This is a genomic window from Dyella ginsengisoli LA-4 (assembly GCF_000334915.1).
Taxonomy (GTDB): Bacteria; Pseudomonadota; Gammaproteobacteria; order Xanthomonadales; family Rhodanobacteraceae; genus Dyella_A; species Dyella_A ginsengisoli_A.
In genome coordinates this window covers 78,063-99,609 of record NZ_AMSF01000013.1, presented here as the reverse complement: position 1 = coordinate 99,609, position 21,547 = coordinate 78,063, and the positions used below count along the sequence as shown (strand labels likewise).

Below are 21,547 nucleotides of genomic sequence, written 5' to 3'. Positions count from 1 at the left end.
ACACGCCTCAGATCGCCCGCAGCGCCTCGGTCCGGACCTCTGCCGGTGCCTCGCACAGCAGCAGGCGATAGGCCGGGTTGGCGCTCTCGTCGCGATGCGGATAGCCCAGCGTGGCGAGGAAGCGTGCGAACAGCGCGCGCTCGGCCGGCGGCACCTGCAGGCCGACCAGGATCTGGCCGTGGTCGGCGCCCTGGTTGCGGTAGTGGAACAGGCTGACGTTCCAGTCCGGGTGCAGCTGCGCCAGGAAGCGCAGCAGCGCGCCGGGGCGCTCGGGGAAGTCGAAGCGGTACAGCCGTTCGTCCTGCGCCAGCGGCGAGCGGCCGCCGACCATGTGCCGCAGGTGCAGCTTGGCCAGCTCGTCGTCGGACAGATCCAGCACGCCGAAGCCCTGCGCGCGGAAGGCGCGCGCCAGCGCCTCGCTCTCCTCGCGCCCGCCGGTGCGCACGCCGACGAACAGGTGCGCTTCGCGGGTGTCGCCGATGCGGTAGTTGAACTCGGTCAGGCTGTGCCCGCCCAGCACCTCGCAGAAGCGGCGGAAGCTGCCGCGCTCCTCCGGGATGGTGACCGCGAACAGCGCCTCGCGCCGCTCGCCGACCTCGGCGCGCTCGGCGACGAAGCTGAGCCGGTCGAAATTCATGTTGGCGCCGGAACACACCGCCACCAGTGTCTGGTCCCTGAGGCCGTGCGCGGCGGCGTACTGCTTCAGGCCGGCGATGGCCAGCGCGCCGGAGGGTTCCGGCACGGTACGCGTGTCGGCGAACACATCCTTGATCGCCGCGCAGATCGCGTCGGTGTCGACGCAGATCATGTCGTCCACATGTTGCCGGCAGATCGCGAAGGTGAGCGCGCCGACCTGCTTCACCGCGGTGCCGTCGGCGAACAGGCCGACCTCGTCCAGCACCACCCGTTCGTCGGCGGCCAGCGACCGGGTCATCGCGTTCGCCGCCGTGCTCTGCACGCCGATCACCTTCACCTCCGGCCGCACCGCCTTGACGAAGGCGGCGACACCGGCGAGCAGGCCGCCACCGCCGACCGGCACGAAGATCGCGTGCAGCGGGCCGGCGTGCTGGCGCAGCACTTCCATGCCCACCGTGCCCTGGCCGGCGATCACGTCGGGGTCGTCGAACGGATGCACCAGGGTATAGCCGTGTTCGGCCTGCAGGCGGGCGGCCTCGGCCTGCGCCTCGCTGTAGGAGTCGCCGGCCAGCACCACCGTGACCGCCTCCCCGCCGATCGTGCGCACCGCATCCACCTTCACCTGCGGCGCGGTCTGCGGCATCACGATGGTGGCACGCACCCCCAGCCGCGCCGCGGCCAGTGCCACGCCCTGGGCGTGGTTGCCGGCGGAAGCGGCGATCACGCCCAGGGCGCGTGCCGGCGCGTCCAGGTGGACCATCTTGTTGTAGGCGCCGCGCAGCTTGAACGAGAACACCGGCTGGTTGTCCTCGCGCTTGAGCAGCACGGTATTGCCGAGTCGCCGCGACAGCGCCGGCGCCGGATCGAGTTCGGACTCGCGCGCAACCTCGTACACACGCGCGGTGAGCACGCGGCGCAGCAGGTCGAGGCCGTCGTCGCCCATCGCGTTCACGCGCCTGCGGCCGGGTCGGACGGCACCGCCACCGGCGACGGCAGCTCCACCGCTTCGATCACGTCCACCAGCTTGCGCGCCTGCTTGAGGATCTGGTCGATCGAATCGTCGCCGCCATGGGTGACCAGGGTCAGCCGCGACACCTCGATGTCGGCGGTCGGCGCCACGTTGAGCGAGTCGATGTTGTAGCCGCGCGAGGAAAACAGGCCGGCGACGCGCACCAGCGCGCCGGATTCGTTCTGCAGCAGGATCGAGAGGGTGTGCTTCATGGGGATTCCGTAACGCGCTTGTTGCCTTGATGTCGGTGGTCTGGCGCAGGTGGGCACCGGGCCTGGACTGGAGAGTCACTGGATCCAGGCGTGCGCTGGGATGACGGGCTGGAGGTTTCGGGCAGACCCGGCAACCCATCCGCAGCTGCATCGCGGTCTCACACTTCGTCATCCCAGCGAAAGCCGGGATCCAGCGACTCCGTTCGTCGTGCCGTCGGTCGCCCCCTCAGAACATGTCCGCCGGCGCGCCATCGGCAGCCTCGGGCGGCGTGCGCGAGGCGATGTGCTCGCCGGTGATCATCTGCGCGTAGGTCATGCCGGGGCCGACCATCGGGTAGACGCCGGCGTCCGGATCAATGATCACCTCGAGGAAGGCCGGGCCTTCGAACGCGAGGAAGTCGGCGATCACCCGTTCGATGTCGGCCGGCTGGTCCAGCCGCTGCGCCCAAGCGAAGCCGTCGGCCTGCGCGGCCTTGACGAAGTCCTTGGTGTGCAGGGTCTTGTCCGACGAAGCGAAGCGGCTCTCGAAGAACAGCTTCTGCCACTGCCGCACCATGCCGTCGCCGGCGTTGTTGAACACCACCACCTTCAGCGGCAGGCCGTAGGTGGTGACGGTCTCCAGCTCGCCGAAGTTCATGCGGATGCTGGCGTCGCCGTCGATGTCGATCACCAGCGCGTCCGGTCGCGCGAACTGCGCGCCGATCGCCGCCGGCAGACCGAAGCCCATCGTGCCCATCGAGCCGGAGGTGAGCCACTGGCGCGGCCCGCGGAAGTCGAAGTACTGCGCCGCCCACATCTGGTGCTGGCCGACGCCGGTGGCGATGATCGCGCGGCCGTCGGTGATGCGGTTGATCGCCTCGATCACTGCGTACGGCTGGATCATCGTGCTGGCGCGGTCGTAGTTCATCGCATGCACGCGCTTGAGTTCGGCCACGTGCCGGTGCCACGCCGCGTAACGGCCGTCGGACTGCGGGCGGAAGCCCTGCGCCTTGCCGTAGCGGCGCAGCCGGTCGAGCGTCCGCACCAGCGGACCGCAGTGGTGCCACTGCACCGCCTTCACCTTGCCGATCTCGGCCGGATCGATGTCGACCTGGGCGACGAAGCGCGCGCGCGGCGCGAACTTCGCCGGCACGCCGGCCACGCGGTCGTCGAAGCGCGCGCCCAGCGCCAGCACGAAATCGCAGTCCTCCACCGCGTAGTTGGCGTAGGCGGTGCCGTGCATGCCCAGCATGTGCAGGGCCAGCGGAGAGGTGGTGTCGACCGCGCCGATGCCCATCAGGGTGGTGGTGACCGGCAGGCCGAACGCCTCGGCGAACGCGCGCAGCGCCTCGGCGGCTTCTGCGGCGATGACGCCACCGCCGGCGTAGATCAGCGGTCTTTTGGCCTGGCCCAGCGCGGCGAAGAAGGCGGCGCAGTCGGCATCGGTGAGGTGGGCCTGTTCCACCGCGCGCATCCGTGCCCGGTAGCCGGGAATCGCCAGCTGACCCTCGCCCTGGAAGGTCAGTGCGGCGTTCTGCACGTCCTTGGGGATGTCCACCACCACCGGTCCGGGGCGCCCGCTGCGGGCCAGTTCGAAGGCGGTGCGCAGGGTCGGTTCCAGCTTCGCCGGATCGGTGACCAGGAACACATGCTTGGCGCAGGCGCTCATGATGCTGCTGATCGGCGCCTCCTGGAACGCGTCGCTGCCGATCGCCGCGGTGGGCACCTGGCCGCAGATCACCACCATCGGGATCGAGTCGGCCATCGAGTCGCGCACCGGGGTCACCGTGTTGGTGGCGCCGGGGCCGGAGGTGACCACCGCCACGCCGACCTTGCCCGACGCGCGGGCGTAGCCGGCCGCCATGAAGCCCGCGCCCTGCTCGTTGGCCGGCACGATCAGCGGCATCGCATCGCGGCCGTCCTCGCGCGGGTGCTCGGCGTTGTAGCGGAACACCGCGTCGTACACCGGCAGGATGGCGCCGCCGGAGTAGCCGAACAGCACGTCCGCGCCTTCGTCGGCGAGTACCTGCACCACGATCTCGGCACCGCTCATCGGGGTGCCGGCGAGCGGGTGCACGCCGGGCGGCGGCTGGATCGGCGCGGGATCGGACTTCACGGTCTGCAGGTTCACGGGACGGTTCCTCAAGCGTTGCGTTCGGTCCGGCCGCGCGCGGATCACGCGCGGCCGGCGGGTCGGCGGCTTCAGCCGACCTTCTTCAGCGGTTCACCGGCGGCGGCCGGCTGGGCGTTGCCGGTCTGCAGCCACGGCATGCGGGCGCGCAGCTTGGCGCCGACCTGCTCGATCGGGTGGTCGAGGTCGGCCTGCTTGATGCGCTTGTAGTTGGGCAGGCCGGCCTTGTATTCCTCGGTCCAGTTCTTCGCGAAGGTGCCGTCCTGGATGTCGGTCAGCACGTCCTTCATGCGCGCCTTCACGCCGGCGTCGATGACCCGCGGGCCGCTGACGTAGTCGCCGTACTGCGCGGTCTCGGAGACGAACTGCAGCATCTTGGTGAGGCCGCCTTCGTAGAACAGGTCGACGATCAGCTTCAGCTCGTGCATCACCTCGTAGTAGGCGATCTCCGGCTGGTACCCGGCTTCCACCAGGGTCTCGAAGCCGGCCTTCACCAGCTCGCTGGCGCCGCCGCAGAGCACCGCCTGCTCGCCGAACAGGTCGGTCTCGGTCTCTTCCTTGAAGTCGGTCTTGATCAGCAGCGCGCGGCCGCCGCCGATGCCGTCGGCGTAGGCGTGCGCCTTGGCCTCGGCCTGGCCGCTGACGTCCTGGTACACCGCCCAGATGCTCGGCACGCCGCGGCCGCGCTCGTACTCGGTGCGCACCAGCGCGCCCGGGCCCTTCGGCGCGACCAGGATCACGTCGATGTCCTTGCGCGGGGTGATCTGGCCGAAGTGCACGTTGAAGCCGTGCGCGAACAGCAGGGCGGCACCGGGCTTGATGTTCGGCTCGATCGACTCGGTGTACAGCGTCGGCTGCACCATGTCCGGCGTGAGCACGGCGACCAGGTCGGCACCCTTCACCGCTTCGGCAGGCTCGACCACGGTGAAGCCCTCGGCCTTGGCCTTGTGCCAGGTCGGGCCGTTCGGGCGCAGGCCGACCACCACGTCGAGGCCGGAGTCGCGCAGGTTCAGCGCATGGGCGCGGCCCTGGCTGCCGTAGCCGAGCACGGCGATGCGGCCCTTGGCGAGGAGGTTGTCTTGGTTCGTGCTCATGCGGTGACTCCTTGGGTGTGTTCTTCGGAAACGTGGGCCGCCGGTGCGGCCGAGGTGGAGGGGGCGTAGGCGCGGGTGATCGCGCCGTCGGAAGCGGAGCCGACCAGTCGTGCGTACTTGGCCAGGGCGCCGTGGGTGACCTTGGGCGGCGGCGGCGTCCAGCCGGCGCGGCGGGCGTCGAGGTCGGCGGTGGTGCGCAGCTCGCGCTTCTCGCCGTCGATCACCACGCGGTCGCCGTCCTGCAGCAGGCCGATCGGGCCGCCGCGCGCGGCTTCCGGCGCGATGTGGCCGACCATGAAGCCGTGGGTGGCGCCGGAGAAGCGGCCGTCGGTGATCAGGGCGACGTCGTTGCCCAGGCCGCGACCGACCAGGGCGGCGGTGACGCCGAGCATCTCGCGCATGCCGGGGCCGCCGGCCGGGCCTTCGTTGCGGATCACCACCACGTCGCCCTTGGCGATACCGCCGGACTGCACGGCCGCGAACGCGGCTTCCTCGCTCTCGAACACGCGGGCCGGGCCCTCGAACTGGGTGCCGGTCTTGCCGGCCAGCTTGAGGATGCAGCCCTCGGGGGCGAGGTTGCCGTAGAGGATCGAGTAGCCGCCGCGCGGCTTCAGCGGCGCACTCACCGGGTGGATCACGTCCTGGTTGTCCGCGCGCGGGGCGGCCTCGGCTTCGGCGAACAGCGAGCGGCCGGTGACGGTCGGCGTGTCGGCGAGCATGCCGGCGGCGATCAGCTCCTGCGCCACGCGGGCGGCGCCGCCGGCACCGAACATCTCCACCGCGGTGTAGCGGCCGCCGGGCAGCAGGTCGGCGATCACCGGGGTGTGCACCGAGGCCGGCTCGAAGTCCTCGATGGTCCACTCCACGCCGGCCTCGCGGGCGATCGCCAGCAGGTGCAGCACCGCGTTGGTGGAACCGGCGGTGGCGGCGACCATGCGCGCGGCGTTCTGGAACGCGGTGCGGCTGAGCAGGTCGGACGGACGGCGCTCGGCCTTCAGGCATTCCATTACCAGCTCGCCGCAGCGATAGGCGGCCTGCTGCTTGGCCGGATGGGTGGCCGGGATGTCGTTGAAGCCCATCGGCGACAGGCCCAGCGTGGTCAGCACCATCGCCATGGTGTTGGCGGTGAACTGGCCGCCGCAGGCGCCGGCGCCGGGGCAGGCGTCGCGTTCCACCGAGGTCAGCTCGGCGTCGTCGATCTTGCCGGCGCCGTGTGCGCCGACCGCCTCGAACACCTGCTGGATGGTGATCGGGTGGTTGTCGTGGTTGCCGTGGGCGATGGTGCCGCCGTACAACGCCACGCCGGGGATGTTCAGCCGCGCCAGCGCCATCGCCGCGGCGGGAATGGTCTTGTCGCAGCCGCACAGCACCACCATCGCGTCCAGCGAATGGCCGTCCACGGCCAGCTCGATCGAATCGGTGATCACCTCGCGGCTGACCAGCGAGGCGCGCATGCCGGGCGTGCCCATCGCCATGCCGTCGGTGATCGCGATGGTGTTGAACTCGATCGGCGTGCCGCCGGCGGCGCGCACGCCGGCGGTGGCGGCCTCGGCCAGCTCGCGCAGGTTGAGGTTGCACGGGCTGACGTTCGACCAGGTGTGCACGATCGCCACCAGCGGCCTGGCGATGGCCGCGTCGTCCAGGCCCGTGGCCCGCATCATCGCCCGTGCCGGCGCGCGATCCGGGCCGGTCTTCATCACATCACTGCGCATCGGTGGCTCCCGTGGAACGGATAGAAAAGCTCCCCCGTGCGTCCCGGCCGGCGAGTGCGGGCGCCGGGGAGGTGTCGCCGCACACGTGACAGGGGCCGGTCGCGGACGCGCGGGGAAAGCAAGCGTGGGCCGGGATCAACCGCATGCGCGGCCACCGGCGAAGAAGGCGTGGTGGGTGCTGGCGTGGTCTTCCACCGCCATCAGCACGGCGTCGCGCACGGCAGCGGTGTTGCCTTTGCCGCCGACATCGCGGGTACGCGGGCCGTGCTCGAGCACCTGCGATACCGCCGCCTCCACGCACTGGGCCTCTTCCTCCAGGCCGAGCGAGTGGCGCAGCAGCATCGCGGCGGAGAGCATCGCGCCGGTCGGGTTGGCCACGCCCTGGCCGGCGATGTCGGGCGCCGAGCCGTGGATCGGTTCGTACAGACCGCGCTTGCCTTCGCCCAGCGAAGCGGACGGCAGCAGGCCCAGCGAACCGGCCAGTGCGGCGGCCTCGTCGGTGAGGATGTCGCCGAACAGGTTTTCGGTGACCACCACGTCGTAGCGGCCCGGCTGGGTCAGCAGCAGCATCGCCATCGAGTCGACCAGCTGGTGCTCGACCTTCACGTCGCGGTATTCCGGCGCGATGCGCTGCACCACGTTGCGCCACAGGCGCGAGGTCTCCAGCACGTTGGCCTTGTCGACCGAGGTCAGGTGATGGCGGCGCTCGCGGGCCAGCGCGAAGGCACGGCGCACCACGCGTTCGATTTCGGCTTCGGTGTACCTGCACTCGTCGGTGGCGGCGTCTGCGGTGCGCGTCTTGGCGCCGAAGTAGGCGCCGCCGGTGAGCTCGCGCACGAACAGCACGTCGACATCCTTGAGCTTCTCGTTCTTCAGCGGCGACAGGTTGGCCAGCGCCGGGTGCACCTGCAGCGGGCGCAGGTTGGCGTACACGCCGAGCGCCGCGCGCAGCGCCAGCAGGCCCTGTTCCGGGCGGACCGGCGCGTTCGGGTCGGACCACTTCGGCCCGCCGACCGCGCCGAGCAGCACCGCGTCGGCCTTCCTGCATGCCTCCAGCGACGCGGCCGGCAGCGGCTCGCCGCTGGCATCGATGGCGCAGCCGCCGATCAGGTGTTCCTCGAAGCTGAACTGGTGGTCGTAGTGCTCGGCCACGGCCTCCAGCACGGCCACCGCGGCGGCAGTGACCTCGGGGCCGACGCCGTCGCCGGGCAGGGTGACGATATGCGCCTTCATGCAGCGTGTTCCTCGTGCAGGTGTTCGTAACGGGTGATCGCCTCGGCGTGCTGCAGCAGGAAGCCGAGCTGGTCGACGCCCTCCAGCAGGCAGTGGCGGGCGAAGGGTTCGAGCTGGAAGGCGATGCGGCCGCCGTCGGGCAGGCTGATGTGCTGCTCGCGCACGTCGATGGCCAGCTCCACGCCGGGGTGCTCGAGCAGCCAGCGGTGTTCGGCCTCGGACACCACGATGGCGAGCAGGCCGTTCTTCAGCGCGTTGTTGCGGAAGATGTCCGCGATCTCGCTGCACAGCACCGCCTGGATGCCGTAGTCCAGCAGCGCCCACGGCGCGTGCTCGCGCGAGGAGCCGCAGCCGAAGTTGCGTCCGGCGACCAGGATCGCGCAGCCGCGCGCTTCCGGACGGTTCAGCGGGAAGGCCGGGTTGTCGCTGCCGTCGGCCTGGTAGCGCCAATCGTGGAAGCACAGCTTGCCCAGCCCTTCGCGGGTGGTGGTGGTGAGGAAGCGCGCCGGGATGATGCGATCGGTGTCGATGTTCTCGTCCGCCAGCACGGCGGTGCGCGAGTGGATGCGGGTGACGGGCTTCATGGCTGGCTCCTGGGAGAAGTGAGTGGAGAGGAGTGAGGAGTGAGCGAAGGGCGAAGAGCGGGCGCGCGCCGAGAGAAGTCGCCGGCGTACGGCTTTTGCTCTCTCTCACTTCTCACTCCTCTGCCCTCGCTCCTGCTTCTCACGCCGCCTCCTCCACCAGGTACTCCCGCGGATCAGTGATGCGTCCGGCCACGGCCGAGGCGGCCGCGGTGGCGGGGCTGGCCAGCACGGTGCGTGCGCCCTTGCCCTGGCGACCCTCGAAGTTGCGGTTGGAGGTGGATACGACCAGCTGGCCCGGCTGCGCCAGGTCGCCGTTCATGGCGATGCACATCGAGCAGCCCGGTACGCGCCACTCGGCGCCGGCGGCGGTGAATACCTCGTGCAGGCCTTCGCGCTCGGCATCGCGGCGCACCGCCTCGGAGCCGGGCACCACCAGCATGCGCACGCCGTTGGCGACGTGGCGGCCGCGCAGTACCTCGGCCGCTTCGCGCAGGTCGGACAGGCGCGAGTTGGTGCAGCTGCCGACGAACACCACGTCCACCGGCATGCCCTGCATGGCGTGGCCGGCGCGGGCCTGCATGTAGTCCAGCGCGCGCTGCTCGACCGCGTTGCGCGGCGCCGGCACCGGGGTGTCCATCGCGATCGCCATGCCGGGATGGGTGCCGTAGGTGACGGTGGGTCGGATCTGGCTGGCGTCGATGCGCACCTCGCGGTCGTAGCGCGCGCCTTCGTCGCTGGGCAGTTGCCGCCACGCGGCGACCGCCGCGTCCCAGGCCGCGCCCTGCGGTGCGTGCGGACGACCCTTCAGCCAGGCGAAGGTGGTTTCGTCCGGGGCGATCAGGCCGGCGCGCGCGCCTGCCTCGATCGACATGTTGCAGACGGTCATGCGCTCTTCCATCGAGAGCGCCTCGATCGCCGGGCCGCGGTACTCGATGACGTGGCCGGTGCCGCCGTCCACGCCGATCCGGCCGATGATGTGCAGGATCAGGTCCTTCGCGCCCACGCCCTTCGGCAGCGCGCCGTCGACGTGGATGGCCAGCGTCTTCGGCTTGCGCTGCAGCAGGCACTGGGTGGCCATCACATGGCCGACCTCGGTGGTGCCGATGCCGAAGGCCAGCGCGCCGAAGGCACCGTGGGTGGAGGTGTGGCTGTCGCCGCAGACGATGGTCATGCCCGGCTGGGTGGCGCCCAGCTCCGGGCCGATCACGTGCACGATGCCGCGGTCGCTGCTGTCCCAGCCGTGCAGCTCGATGCCGAACTCGCGGCAGTTCGTCTCCAGCTTGGCGACCTGTGCCTTCGCTTCCGCGTTGGCGTAGGGACGCTCGCCGTCGGGGCCGGGCGGCAGGGTCGGGGTGGAGTGGTCCAGCGTGGCCAGGGTGCGGTCCGGGCGGCGCAGCGACAGGCCGCGACCGCGCAGTTCGTCGAAGGCCTGCGGCGAGGTCACCTCATGCACCAGGTGCAGGTCGATGTAGAGGATCGCCGGGGTGTCGGCCGATTCCGGCGCGACCAGGTGGGCGTCCCACAATTTTTCGAACAGGGTGCGCGGGCTCATGCGGCGATCTCCTCGGAAGCGACCGCAGGCACCACCTCCAGCCAACCCCAGCGGTCCTCGGTGCTGCCGTCGAACAGGCCGAAGAAGCGCTGCTGCAGCGCGCGCGTCACCGGACCCGGCTCGCCGGCGCCGACCGGCTTGCGGTCGACCGAGCGCACCGGCGTGATCTCGGCGGCGGTGCCGGTCATGAACACCTCGTCGGCCGAGTACAGCGCCTCGCGCGGCAGGTCGCGCTCTTCCACCGTCAGGCCCAGGTCCTCGGCCAGGGTGATCACCGAGTCGCGGGTGATGCCGGCGAGGATGCCGGCACTGGACGGCGGGGTGAGCAGCTTGCCCTTCTTGACCAGGAACAGGTTCTCGCCCGCACCCTCGCTGAGCAGGCCGTTGTGGCCCAGTGCGATGCCCTCGTCGTAGCCGCCGCGCCGCGCCTCGGCGGCGATCAGCTGGCTGGACAGGTAGTTGCCGCCGGCCTTGGCCCAGCTCGGCAGGGTGTTCGGTGCCGGACGGTGCCAGGACGACACGCAGACGTTGGCGCCCTTCTCGCGGGCGTCGCCCAGGTAGGCACCCCATTCCATCGCCATGATCGCCACGTCCACCGGCGAGCCGTCCTTCGGCAGCACGCCGAGGCCGCCGGCGCCGCGGAACACGATCGGCCGCACGTAGGCCGCGCGCATGGCGTTGGCGCGGATCACCTCCAGGCAGGCGGCGTTGATCTCCGGCTCGCTGAAGCCGATGTCGATGTCGTACACGCGCGCCGACTCGAACAGGCGGCGGGTGTGGTCGGCCAGACGGAAATAGGCCGGGCCCTGCGGCGTGGCGTAGACGCGCTCGCCCTCGAACACCGACGAGCCGTAGTGCAGCGCGTGGGTGGTGACGTGGACGGTGGCGTCGGCCCAGGGCTTGATGCGGCCGTTGTGCCAGAGGAAGGGCGTACTCATCGGTGGCTCCGTGCGGTGGCTGGGTGCGGCATGGGCGGGATCACAGGTGCGCCACGGCCGCCGGCTCGGGGACCGGCTGCTGGCGTTCGATGCGGTTGACGATGGCCAGCGCGGCCAGCGCGGTGGCTTCGACGATGTCGGTGCTGATGCCGTGGCCGCGCCAGGCGCGGTCGGCATGGCGGGCGGTGAGCTGGGCCTGGCCTTGCGCGTCGCCGCCCTCGCTGACCGCGCGCACGCTGAAGTCGGTCAGCTCGACGGCGTGGCCGGTGGCGCGCTCGATCGCGCGCAGCACGGCGTCGACCGGGCCGTCGCCGATCGCCGCCTCGCTGACCTCGTGGCCGTCGTCGTGGGCCAGCTTCACCGAGGCGGACGCGCTGCCCAGATGGGTGGTGCTGTTGAGTTGAACGATGCGCCACGGACCGGTGGCCTCCGGGTCCTGGCCCAGCGCGATCGCTTCCAGGTCCTCGTCGTGCACCTCGCGCTTCTTGTCCGCCAGCGTCTTGAAGCGGGCGAAGATGTCGTCCATCGCCGCCTCGTCGGGGGCTTGGCCCAGCGATTCCAGCCGCTGGCGCAGCGCGGCGCGACCGGAGTGCTTGCCCAGCACCAGCCGGGTCTCGCCGATGCCGACGTCCTGCGGGCGCATGATCTCGTAGGTGCCGCGGTGCTTGAGCATGCCGTGCTGGTGGATGCCCGACTCGTGCGCGAAGGCGTTCTCGCCGACGATCGCCTTGTTGCGCGGCACCGGCTGGCCGGTCAGCTGCGCCAGCAGGCGCGAGGTCGGGTAGAGCTTGCGGGTGTCGATGCGGGTGTCCACGCCGAAGTACGGCTTGCGCACCTTCAGCGCCATCACGATCTCTTCCAGCGCAGCATTGCCGGCGCGCTCGCCGATGCCGTTGATGGTGCACTCCACCTGGCGCGCGCCGGCACCGATGGCGGCCATCGAGTTGGCCACCGCCATGCCGAGGTCGTCGTGGCAATGGCTGGAGAACACCACCTTGTCCGCGCCGCGCACGTGCTGGCGCAGGTAGCCGAACAGCTCGGCGATCTCTGCCGGCGTGGTGTAGCCCACGGTGTCCGGCGCATTGAGCGTGGTGGCACCGGCGGCGACCGCGGCGCTGAACACCTCGGCCAGGAAGTCGGGCTCGGTGCGAAGGGCGTCTTCGGCGGAGAACTCGACTTCGTGGCAGAGCTGGCGCGCGCGCTCGACGGCGGCGACGGCGGCATCGAGCACCTGCGCCTTGCTCATGCGCAGCTTGTGCTCGCGGTGCAGCGGACTGGTGGACAGGAACACGTGGATGCGCGAGCGCTGCGCCTTCTCCAGCGCCCGGCCGGTGGTGTCGATGTCGCCTGGTTGACAGCGCGCCAGGCCGCAGACGGTGGTCGTCTTCAGCGTGCGCGCGATCTCGGCGACGGCGGCGAAATCGTCCGGCGAGGCTTGCGGGAAGCCCGCTTCGAGCACGTCCACCCCCAGCGCCTCCAGCGCCTGCGCCATGCGCAGCTTGGCCCGGCGGTCCATCGAAAAGCCGGGCGCCTGCTCGCCATCGCGCAGGGTGGTGTCGAAGATGCGTACGCGGTCGGCATCGTTCGGATCGGCTACGGCTACGTCGTTGTCGCGGTTCATCGGGATCTCCGGGAGGGGGCGGAACGCAGGCGAAAAAAAACCCCGCTCCGGTGTCGGTGCGGGGTCTTGGGGGGTCTCAGGTGTGTTTCCTTTTGCCTGGGACGCAGCCGCTAGCCCGCACCTCCGCTGGTAATGAGGAGTACGAGTACAAGGCCAATAAGAAGGAGGGTGCCGCCGGCCGGCAGCGGGTCGCCGACCGTCGTGGGACGACGGCTCAGGGCGAGGCTGTGGTGGCTGCTGCGCTGCGACATGCGATCGACCTTAGGGCAGCGGAAAAGGCCGCGTCAACAGTTTCATGTGAATCCAAGCGGAAATTTTCATTCGGACGTCCAGATGGCCAATCGTGGAAACCATCCAGGCCTTGGTGCGCAAGGGTTCCGCCCGATCCGCATGGATCTGCGTTTCTCCCGCTGCTGCGTCACAGGGGCGGCCCTGGCTGCCATGGAGAGCCGCGGCGATGCGTCGTGACGCATCGCCGCAGTTCCGTTCGCGAAGGTATGGATCAGCGTAGCGCCGACTTCAACCAGGCCTTCAGCGTCCCGTCGTCGGCGGCCAGGGGATCGGCCAGTGACGGGCGGGCCAGCATGGCCGCCAGCGCCGGCGGCACCGCCACCGGATGGCCGACCAGCGGTTCCACCACGCTCTCGAACTTGGCCGGATGGGCGGTGGCGACCACCGTCCAGTCATCGCGGTCGCCTGCCGCCCGCAGCGTGTCGAGCACGTGCATGGCCGTGGCGGTATGCGGGCAGAACACCTCGCCATGCTCGCGGGCGTGACGGGCGATGGTGTCGCGGATCGCTGCGTCGTCGACGCAGGTGGCCGGCAGCTCGCGGCGCAGGGTCGCGTCGTCGAAGGTCCAGCGCAGCCGCTCGACGTTGCTTGGCGCGCCCACGTCCATCGCGTTGGCGATGGTCGCCACCGCCTCGCGCGGGCGGTAGTCGGCGCCGGCGAGGAACTCGGGCAGCGTCGCGTTGGCATTGCAGGTCAGATGCACCCGGCCGACCGGCAGGCCCAGTTCGCGCACCCACAGCGCGGCCAGCGCATTGCCCAGGTTGCCGGTGGGCACGATCAGGTCGAGCGGCTGCCCGCGCTCCCGCCACCAGCCCAGCGCGGCATGCGCGTAATAGCTCATCTGCGGCAGCAGGCGGCCGAGGCTGATGCTGTTGGCCGAGGAAAGCGGTACCACGGCCTGCAGCGAGGCGTCATTGAGCGCCGCCTTGACCATGCGCTGGCAGTCGTCGAAGCGGCCCGCCACGCGCAGGGCAGTCACGTTGTCGCCGAAGCAGCCGAGCTGGTGCGCCTGTCGTGGCGACACCTTGCCGTCCGGGTACAGGATCACCACGCGCACGCCCGGACGGTCGTGGAAGGCGGCACCGACCGCAGCCCCGGTGTCGCCGGAGGTGGCGACGAGGATGGTCAGCGGACGCGTGTCGGCCCGCGGCAGGCGCGCCAGGCAGGCGGCGAGAAAGCGCGCGCCGATGTCCTTGAACGCGGCGGTGGGGCCATGGAACAGCTCCAGCACATGGGCGCCGTCGGTCGTCAGCGCGCGGTGCGGTACCGGAAAATCCAGTGCCTCGGCGCAGATCGCCGGCAGCGCATCGGCCAGCGGATCGCCGGCGAAGAACGGCGCGAGCAGGGTGGTGGCAGTGTCGGCCAGCGTGCCGGCCGGATCGAAGTCCGCGATGTCCCGCCGGGGCATCGTCTGCGGTACGTACAGGCCGCCGTCGGGCGCCAGTCCGGCGGCGATGGCCGCGCTCAGTCCCGCGGCGGGACAGTCACCCCGCGTGCTGACGTAACGCAACGCCTCGCTCATGCATCGACCCCGGCGTCGAGGGTGTCGAGCACGCAGGCGGCGGGGCCATCGACGGGAGCGACGAAGGCATCGCTGTCCAGCCCCGCCTCGGCGAAGGCGCCGCGCATGGCAGCGGCCGCCTTTTCCGCATCGGCGCGCTGCTCGTACCAGCCGAACACGCTGGGACCGGCGCCGGAAATGCTGGCACCCATGGCGCGGTGGTCCATCGCCGCCTGCTTGACCCGCGCGAAGTTCGGCACCAGCGGCGCGCGGCGTGGTTCGACCAGCACGTCCTTCAGGCCTTCACGCACCAGCGCCGCCTCGCCGCGGTAGCAACCGGCCAGCACCAGCGAGAGGTTGGCGCTCTGCTGCACGAAGCCGCCGAGCGGGTAGTCGCCGGCGAGTGCGGCGCGCGCCTTGCGCGTTTCCAGCACGAAATGCGGATGGACCAGGGCGCAGTGCCAGCTGGCCGGCACCGGGATGCGCACCAGCCGGTCGTGGGTGGCGAGCACCAGACCGCCCAGCAGCATCGGGCCGATGTTGTCGCCGTGGCGGCTGCCGCTGGCCACGGCCTCGCCGTCCAGCGCGAACTCGTACAGCGACTCGGGCGGCAGCGGACGCTCCAGCAGGGCGTTGGCGGCGACCAGCGCGGCCACGCAGGAGGCCGCCGAGCCGGCCATGCCCGAACCCAGTGCGATGCCCTTGTGCAGGGTCAGCTCGAAGCCATGATGCAGGCTCAGTGCGCGGCGCAGGGAGATCAGCGCCATGCCTGCCGTATTGCGCTGTGGATCCCGTGGCAGCTCGGTGACCACACCCTCGATCGCGGCGATGCGCACCACCGGCTCGTCGATGCGGCGCACTTCGGCGCGATCGCCGGCACCGGCCATCGAATGGCCGAGGATGTCGAAGCCCACGCCGACATTGCCCACGCAGGCGGGCGCGAAGGCATAGGCATGGAGGGCGCGTTGCGGAGCTTGGCTCATGCGGTCTCGCAGTTGGGCATTCACGCGCGCACCTCGAGCGATTCGGCGATGCGCAGCAGGTCGGCGAAGATGCCGGCGGCGGTGACCTCGGGACCGGCACCCGGGCCCTGCACCAGCAGCGGATTATCGCAGTAGCGACGGGTGGTGAACTGCACCACGTTGTCGGTCAGCCGCGAATGGGCGAAAGCGTGGTCGGCCGGCAGCACCGCCAGCCGGACGCTGGCGCGGCCGCGGGCATCCAGGTGGGCGACGTGACGCAGCACGCCGCCTTCAGCCCGCGCTTCGGCGAGCCGCGCGGCCATCGGCGCATCGAGTTCTGCCATCCGCTCCAGGAAGTCGTCGCGCGACAGCGATGCCAGCGCGGCCGGAACCAGGCTCTCCACCGCGACGTCATCGAGCGACAGCGCCCAGCCGGCCTCGCGCGCCAGGATCACCAGCTTGCGCGCCACGTCCATGCCGGACAGGTCGTCGCGCGGGTCCGGTTCGGTGTAGCCCAGCGCATGCGCCTCGTGCACCAGTGCCGAGAACGGTCGCGAGCCGTCGTGGCGGTTGCACAGCCACGCCAGCGTGCCGGAAAACATGCCTTCGGCGGCGGTCAGCTCGTCGCCGGTGTCGAGCAGGTCGCGCAGCGTCTGTACCACCGGCAGGCCGGCGCAGACCGTGGCCTCGTAGCGAAAGCGCGCGCCGCTGGCGGCGCTGGCGGCGCGGATCGCCTGCCAGCGCTCGAGTGCACCGCTGCCGGCCAGCTTGTTCGGGGTGACCACGTGCAGGCCGGCGGCCAGCCAGGCGGGATAACGGGAGGCCACCGCATCGCTGGCGCTGCAGTCGATCAGCAGTGCGTCGCGCGGCTCGATGCCGCGCACGTGGGCGGCGAAGGCATCGAGGTCATTGGGCCGCCAGACCTGTGCACCGCCGTGGCGGCTGTTCAACTCGGCGTCGTCGCAGTCCAGCCACATGCGCTTGCTGGCGACCACGCCGCACAGGCGCAACCGCACGCGGCCCTCGCGCTGCAGCCGCGGCTGCGCGGCACGCAGCTGGTCGAGCAGGGCGCTGCCGACGCGGCCGGGGCCGATCACGCCGACGGCCAGCTCGCGGCAACGGGAGACCGGAGCCGCCGGCGCAAACGCCGACGGCAGCGGTTTGGGGTGTTCGAGCAGCTGGGGTGCACAGGAATTCACGGTAAGCCTCCGGATGAGGCCCGTGCTCGCTGGCGTGTCGGTGTGGATGCCGGCCCGCCTCGTCGAGGGCGGGGCCGTTGCGTGTGATGAAACTAGTCGCGCACGGACACCCACCCGGACCGGGTAGTAATGGTCGTGGTGGTAATGGTGGCGACGCAGGGGGTGTCGACGCAGCGCCCGCCGGCGCAGCACGCCACGCCGGGGAGGCGAGCGGGGCGGAGGCTGGCGGGGGCGTTGTCGATCGACATGGTTCAGACACTACGGGCGGGTTTGTGGCGGCGTCAACAGGTGCATTTGCAACCATGCCGGCGCCATGGTCAGCGCTGGTAGTGGACGCTCAGGAGGAAGTATCGGCCGACCACGTCGTCGAATGAAGGGCTGTAGGCGAGCGAAGGCCGGCCGTAATAGACCGGCTGGTGATCCAGGGCGTTGTGGATGTTCAGGCCGAAGCGCCAGTGGGGAATGCCGCCGTATTCGAGGTTGAGGTCGAGCAGGGTGAAGGCCGGCGTGTCGCAATGCCCGGTATCGCGCAGGGCCTTGGGGCAGGCGAGCGGGCTGTCGGCACTGGACTGGAAGGCGTAGTGCCCGGTGTAGCGCAGGTTGGCGGTGGCCACCCAGTTGCGCAGCGTCCATTCGACGCCGGCCAGCGCGGTCGCCTTGGGCTGGTCCGCGTAGCCATCGTAGGACTGCGGTGTCGCGCCGGGTTCGATCTGCCGTCGCAGCTTGGAGAGCCAGTCCACGCCGAGGCTGAAGGCGAGGCTGCCGTGGCGCGCGGTATCGAGCCGGTAGCGCGCGTCCAGGTCGAACGAACGCACCATGGTCCTGCCCAGGTTCACCAGTTGCTGGTCGAACGCGTACAGCACGCCCTTGTCGTTGCGGCGGAACAGCTCCGGATAGGCATCCGGGTGGTCCAGCGCGTAGGACACCGGCAGTGGCCGGATCTCGTTCCGGCGATCGACCTGGTAGACATCCAGCGCCACGCCCAGGGCCGGACTCGGCGCCCACACCACGCCCAGGGTGAGGCTGCGCGAGCGTTCGGGCTGCAGCGCCGGGTTGCTCACGCTGTCCAGTCGGAGGGTGCACAACGAGTAGCCCGGCGAGGTCGCCACCCGGCTCTGGCACGGCAGCAGGTTGTCCGGGACCTCCACCCGCACGCCGGTGGGGAGCAGCGCCTGCGGTCGGTCCAGTTCGGGCAACGTCGGCGCGCGATAGCCGCGCGCCAGGGTGCCGCGCAGGCTGACACTCTCGGTCAGGTCCCACTTGAGCCCCAGCTTCGGGGAGAAGGCCCAGCCGAAACCGCCGCTGTGGTCCGCGCGACCAGCCAGGTTCATGGCCAGCCCCCGGGCCAGCGGCGTTTCCAGCTCGACGTAGGCCGCCGAGATCCAGCGGTCGCCGCGCCGCACGTAAGGCGACTGGAACTGGAACACGTCGTTGGAGATCAGCAGCGGGTCGGGCTGGTCGTCCAGTTTTTCGCGGTAGCCCTCGATGCCCGCGGCCAGCCCGACGCTACCCTCCCGCCACTCGGTCAGCGGGCCATCGGTGCGCAGGCTGAAGCCGGTCTGGCTGGTGTGGCCGGTGCGCATCAGCGCGGGCGCCAGCGCCGCCAGCACGGCCGCATCGTTGTGTCCTCCCGGCTGGTAGCTGCCATCGGCCAGCGCCTGATCGAGCACGCTGGAGCGCAACAGGCCCTGTACCCGGTCGGTCCCGGCATTGTGCTGGCTGTCCAGGCGCAGATCCCATGCCCAGTCGCCCGGCGTGCCATGGAGACCGATGCTGACCTGGGTACTGCGCGACTGGGTGAAGTCGCGGATCGGCCCGACGTCGCTGAATGCGTAGTTGACTACCTGCGTGTTCTGCGGCGTCGCCGGATCGTAGAACCCGATCTGCTCGGTGGCCGGGCCGGTCTGCTGGTGCTGGCGCACCATGTTCCAGCGCAGATCGGCGTAGGCCCGCAGCGAGCCGAGCGGATGATCGACGTGGGCGAGCAGCGAGCGGCTGTCGAGCTGTGTCTGCAGCGTGGTGACCGGGCCGGAGGTGTTGACGCACGGTCCGTCCAGCGACGTGCGGGTGCAGCCGCCGCCCTGGCTGTCGTAGCCGATCTGGCCACCGTCGAAGTAGTAGTAGCCGTTGCTGTCCTCGCCGGAGTTGCGTGCCCAGGCACGGTCCCGGCCGAGCAGCGGCGAGCGCTCGAGGTAGTCCAGCCCCAGGATCACGTGTCCGCCGTGGCCGAATGCCGTACCGGCGCTGATCGTGCCGCGGTGCTGGGCCGCATCGCCACGGGAGGAGATGCCGGTATTGGCATCCACCGCGACGCCCTGGAACTGCTTGCGCAGGATGATGTTGACCACGCCCGCCATGGCGTCGGAACCATAGATCGCCGACGCGCCGTCGCGCAGTACCTCGATCCGCTCGACCAATGGCAGCGGGATGCTCTCCAGGTCGTTGACCAGGGCGAATTCGCCCTGCGCCAGGCCATAGCCGGCCATGCGCTGGCCGTCGACCAGGAACAGCGTGGCGGTGGCCCCCAGTCCGTGCAGGTCGACTGCCGCGGCGCCCGTGGCCCCGGACAACCCGTTGGCCTGATACAGCGCGTTGTCGGTCATCGCCACCGGGGCATTGTTTACCCGCACGCCCGGCTGGGCGCGCAGCAGTTCGAACAGCGTCTGGTAGCCACTCCGCTCGATCTGCTGGCGCGTGATGACGGTAAGTGGCGAGGCTGTCTCCACCTCGGTGCGGCGCAGATGCGTGCCGGTCACTTCCACCGGCAGCAGCGGTACCGGAACGTCCTGCAGGGGGACCGCCGGGAGCGCGCGCCCCACGGGCAGCGCGGGCGCCGTTCGTGCCGCGGGAAGCCGGAGCACGAAGGTGTCCGCCGTGACCCGCTGCGCCTCCAGGCCGCTGCCGCGCAGCAGTTCGGCCAGGGCATCGGCTGGCGTGAAGTCGCCCTCCAGCGGCCCGGCCCGGCGATGGGCGGTGAGCTCCGGCGGATACAGCAGCTGGATGTTTCCGCTGCGGGCCAGCGCACGCAGGGACTGGTCGAGCGTGCCCGCAGGCAGCTGGTAGTGTCGGGTCGCACCCTGGCCATGCGCTACGGCGCAGGCCATTCCGAACATGAGCGCCAGCGCGACTGCGACGGACCGGCGAAGCGGCGCGGCGGGCGCGGACTGGCGCGGGGGCATGCCGTTCAGCGTGCCTCGGCAGGCGGCAGCAGGGTGAGTTCCTTTGCACCGGTGCGCACTGCGCGCAGCTTCCAGCCCTGGGCGAGCGCCTCGGCCAGCGCCTGCTGATCGCCTGCGTGGAAACGGCCGCTGACCCTGAGCCCGGCCAGCGACGGATCGCCCAGGCGCAGCTGGGTTTGCGAGTAACGGTTCATGGCCCGCAGCAGCTCGTCCAGGCGCTGCTCGCTGAAAGTGAACTCGCCCCGGGTCCAGCCGCGCGCTGCGTCCACGTCCAGCGGGGTGACCGGGCCGGCCTGCCCACTGGCGTCGATGTGCACCTGCTCGGCGGGCTTGAGGTCGCTGATCCAGGCATGTCCCACCGCATCGCGGCTGACCGAGACGCGGCCTTCCAGCAGACCGACAGTGACGCCGTCGGCGCTGCGGCTGACCTGGAACGTGGTGCCGATATCGCGGACCAGGTTGCCGTCGACCACCACCATGAACGGGCGGGCGGGGTCATGCGCCACGTGGAACTGGGCGCGGCCATTGCGGAGGATCACTTCGCGCCGGTGGCCATCGAAGCGCGCGACCAGGCTGGTATCCGCATCCAGCGCCACTTCGGTGCCGTCCGCGAGGGTGATCGCGCGAGGCAGGCCGACGCCGGCGGCGTAGGTCTGGCCGCCCAGGTCCGGGCGGTCGGTCATGATCTGCACGACGCTGACCGCAAGCAGCAGGCTGGCGGCGATGCCGGCGGCCAGCCACCAGGCGCGCCGGGGTGGCCGGGCTGCGCGGCGCCGGCTGAAGTCGCGTCGCGCGGCGCGCGCCACCGCGCGCAGCATCGGGTCGCCGCCGAGCAGCGCGGCATTGCGGTGCAGGTACTCCACCTCCGCGTAGGCGGCAGCGTGGTCGGGGTCGGCCGATCGCCAGCGCTCGAAGGCGTCCTCGTCCTGCGGGCTGCGGGCCGGCGAATGCAGCCGGGCCAGCCAGTCCTCGGCACTGCTGGGGACGTCGGGGGTTGCGTGTTCCGTTGCTCGCCGGTTCATGGCCTGACCTCCGTGTGATATGCGCCCAGGCGCTCGCGCAGCAGGCGCAGGGCCCGGCTGATGTGTTTCTCCACCGCCTTCACGCTGATCCCGCAGTGTTCGGCGATTTCGGTGTAACTCATTCCTTCGATCCGGTTGAGCAGGTAGATCTGGCGACAGCGGTCGGGCAGGCGCAGCAATGCGCGCTGCAAGGCGGCGAGCTGCTGTTCGGAAGCGGTGCGCTGCTCGTGCGACGGCTCGCTCGTGGCCAGTTCGACCGTCTCTTCGTCCAGGCTCACGTGCTGGGCATCGAAACGGCTGGCCGCACGCCGGCCGCGATCGTGCAGCGCATTCACCGCGATCCGGTAGAGCAGGCCGGACCAGGTATCCGGTGCGTAGCCGCGATAGCGGATCAGCCGCGTCAGGCTTTCCTGGGCCAGGTCCTCGGCATCGTCGGCCGAACGGGTCCGGCGTTGCAGGAAGCGCACGAGTCCGTCGCGCTGCGATCGCACGAAGCCTTCGAACTCGTTTGCATCATCGGCCTGCGCGAGTGTTCGCTTCGGGCCGGCCGGACCCAGGGCCATGCCGCGACACCGTGTATTGACCAGGGAAACAGTCGTCACGATATCGCAACCGCCGCGGCTTGTGGCTAACGAAATAAAAGTGCTTCCGCGTCCATGCGGAAGTCTTTGGGCCGCTCTCCATGCGCGGGG

At 70.7% G+C, this 21,547-nt stretch carries 16 protein-coding genes; all 16 read right to left on the bottom strand.

All coding sequences use genetic code 11. From position 1 onward, the window contains the following. Nucleotides 1–7: 7 nt before the first annotated feature. Nucleotides 8–1,579, bottom strand: coding sequence for a threonine ammonia-lyase, biosynthetic (ilvA, locus tag C693_RS20940; protein WP_017460676.1), 1,572 nt, complete (start codon nucleotides 1,577–1,579; stop codon nucleotides 8–10). Between the two features lie 5 nt (nucleotides 1,580–1,584). After that, complete coding sequence (gene ilvN / locus C693_RS0102510) at nucleotides 1,585–1,857, bottom strand: acetolactate synthase small subunit (RefSeq protein WP_017460675.1); 273 nt, start codon at nucleotides 1,855–1,857, stop codon at nucleotides 1,585–1,587. Nucleotides 1,858–2,083: 226 nt separating this feature from the next. Next, entirely contained in the window at nucleotides 2,084–3,889 is a 1,806-nt protein-coding gene (ilvB, locus tag C693_RS0102505) for a biosynthetic-type acetolactate synthase large subunit (protein ID WP_085939828.1), read from the bottom strand. 149 nt (nucleotides 3,890–4,038) lie between these two features. Continuing rightward, the gene (gene ilvC, locus C693_RS0102500; RefSeq protein ID WP_017460673.1) at nucleotides 4,039–5,061 is read right to left on the bottom strand and encodes a ketol-acid reductoisomerase; all 1,023 of its coding nucleotides are present in this window, start codon (nucleotides 5,059–5,061) and stop codon (nucleotides 4,039–4,041) included. Next, a complete protein-coding gene (locus C693_RS0102495; protein ID WP_017460672.1) occupies nucleotides 5,058–6,773 on the bottom strand; it encodes a dihydroxy-acid dehydratase in 1,716 nt (571 codons plus the stop codon). The genes ilvC and C693_RS0102495 overlap by 4 nt, the downstream gene beginning before the upstream one ends. A gap of 135 nt (nucleotides 6,774–6,908) precedes the next feature. Next, complete coding sequence (leuB, locus tag C693_RS0102490) at nucleotides 6,909–8,006, bottom strand: 3-isopropylmalate dehydrogenase (RefSeq protein WP_017460671.1); 1,098 nt, start codon at nucleotides 8,004–8,006, stop codon at nucleotides 6,909–6,911. After that, nucleotides 8,003–8,590 (bottom strand): 3-isopropylmalate dehydratase small subunit, encoded by a 588-nt coding sequence (gene leuD / locus C693_RS0102485; protein WP_017460670.1) that lies wholly within the window; start codon nucleotides 8,588–8,590, stop codon nucleotides 8,003–8,005. Before leuD ends, leuB begins: the two co-directional genes overlap by 4 nt. A gap of 139 nt (nucleotides 8,591–8,729) precedes the next feature. After that, a complete protein-coding gene (leuC, locus tag C693_RS0102480; protein WP_017460669.1) occupies nucleotides 8,730–10,142 on the bottom strand; it encodes a 3-isopropylmalate dehydratase large subunit in 1,413 nt (470 codons plus the stop codon). Then, complete coding sequence (locus C693_RS0102475; RefSeq protein ID WP_017460668.1) at nucleotides 10,139–11,080, bottom strand: branched-chain amino acid transaminase; 942 nt, start codon at nucleotides 11,078–11,080, stop codon at nucleotides 10,139–10,141. Before C693_RS0102475 ends, leuC begins: the two co-directional genes overlap by 4 nt. A gap of 40 nt (nucleotides 11,081–11,120) precedes the next feature. Beyond that, nucleotides 11,121–12,701, bottom strand: a complete 1,581-nt coding sequence (locus C693_RS0102470) for a 2-isopropylmalate synthase (protein WP_017460667.1) — start codon at nucleotides 12,699–12,701, stop codon at nucleotides 11,121–11,123. Nucleotides 12,702–13,203: 502 nt separating this feature from the next. Continuing rightward, nucleotides 13,204–14,514 (bottom strand): threonine synthase, encoded by a 1,311-nt coding sequence (gene thrC, locus C693_RS0102465; RefSeq protein ID WP_017460666.1) that lies wholly within the window; start codon nucleotides 14,512–14,514, stop codon nucleotides 13,204–13,206. After that, nucleotides 14,511–15,476 carry a homoserine kinase gene (locus C693_RS0102460; protein ID WP_017460665.1) on the bottom strand — a complete coding sequence of 322 codons (966 nt, stop codon included), beginning with the start codon at nucleotides 15,474–15,476 and terminating at the stop codon, nucleotides 14,511–14,513. The genes thrC and C693_RS0102460 overlap by 4 nt, the downstream gene beginning before the upstream one ends. Nucleotides 15,477–15,496: 20 nt before the next feature. Further along, nucleotides 15,497–16,654: a homoserine dehydrogenase gene (locus tag C693_RS0102455; RefSeq protein WP_017460664.1), complete on the bottom strand. Its 1,158-nt coding sequence runs from the start codon at nucleotides 16,652–16,654 to the stop codon at nucleotides 15,497–15,499. A 317-nt stretch (nucleotides 16,655–16,971) separates the two neighbouring features. Further along, the gene (locus tag C693_RS0102450) at nucleotides 16,972–19,767 is read right to left on the bottom strand and encodes a TonB-dependent receptor (RefSeq protein WP_198506820.1); all 2,796 of its coding nucleotides are present in this window, start codon (nucleotides 19,765–19,767) and stop codon (nucleotides 16,972–16,974) included. Nucleotides 19,768–19,838: 71 nt separating this feature from the next. Further along, complete coding sequence (locus tag C693_RS20935; RefSeq protein WP_017460662.1) at nucleotides 19,839–20,855, bottom strand: FecR family protein; 1,017 nt, start codon at nucleotides 20,853–20,855, stop codon at nucleotides 19,839–19,841. After that, nucleotides 20,852–21,418, bottom strand: a complete 567-nt coding sequence (locus tag C693_RS0102440) for an RNA polymerase sigma factor (protein WP_017460661.1) — start codon at nucleotides 21,416–21,418, stop codon at nucleotides 20,852–20,854. Before C693_RS0102440 ends, C693_RS20935 begins: the two co-directional genes overlap by 4 nt. Nucleotides 21,419–21,547 lie beyond the last annotated feature (129 nt).

Coding starts and splice junctions, on each gene's coding strand:
- ilvA (WP_017460676.1), bottom strand. CDS start 1,579: ATGGGCGACGACGGCCTCGACCTGCTGCGCCGCGTGCTCACCGCGCGT.
- ilvN (WP_017460675.1), bottom strand. CDS start 1,857: ATGAAGCACACCCTCTCGATCCTGCTGCAGAACGAATCCGGCGCGCTG.
- ilvB (WP_085939828.1), bottom strand. CDS start 3,889: ATGAGCGGTGCCGAGATCGTGGTGCAGGTACTCGCCGACGAAGGCGCG.
- ilvC (WP_017460673.1), bottom strand. CDS start 5,061: ATGAGCACGAACCAAGACAACCTCCTCGCCAAGGGCCGCATCGCCGTG.
- C693_RS0102495 (WP_017460672.1), bottom strand. CDS start 6,773: ATGCGCAGTGATGTGATGAAGACCGGCCCGGATCGCGCGCCGGCACGG.
- leuB (WP_017460671.1), bottom strand. CDS start 8,006: ATGAAGGCGCATATCGTCACCCTGCCCGGCGACGGCGTCGGCCCCGAG.
- leuD (WP_017460670.1), bottom strand. CDS start 8,590: ATGAAGCCCGTCACCCGCATCCACTCGCGCACCGCCGTGCTGGCGGAC.
- leuC (WP_017460669.1), bottom strand. CDS start 10,142: ATGAGCCCGCGCACCCTGTTCGAAAAATTGTGGGACGCCCACCTGGTC.
- C693_RS0102475 (WP_017460668.1), bottom strand. CDS start 11,080: ATGAGTACGCCCTTCCTCTGGCACAACGGCCGCATCAAGCCCTGGGCC.
- C693_RS0102470 (WP_017460667.1), bottom strand. CDS start 12,701: ATGAACCGCGACAACGACGTAGCCGTAGCCGATCCGAACGATGCCGAC.
- thrC (WP_017460666.1), bottom strand. CDS start 14,514: ATGAGCGAGGCGTTGCGTTACGTCAGCACGCGGGGTGACTGTCCCGCC.
- C693_RS0102460 (WP_017460665.1), bottom strand. CDS start 15,476: ATGAGCCAAGCTCCGCAACGCGCCCTCCATGCCTATGCCTTCGCGCCC.
- C693_RS0102450 (WP_198506820.1), bottom strand. CDS start 19,767: ATGTTCGGAATGGCCTGCGCCGTAGCGCATGGCCAGGGTGCGACCCGA.
- C693_RS20935 (WP_017460662.1), bottom strand. CDS start 20,855: ATGAACCGGCGAGCAACGGAACACGCAACCCCCGACGTCCCCAGCAGT.
- C693_RS0102440 (WP_017460661.1), bottom strand. CDS start 21,418: ATGGCCCTGGGTCCGGCCGGCCCGAAGCGAACACTCGCGCAGGCCGAT.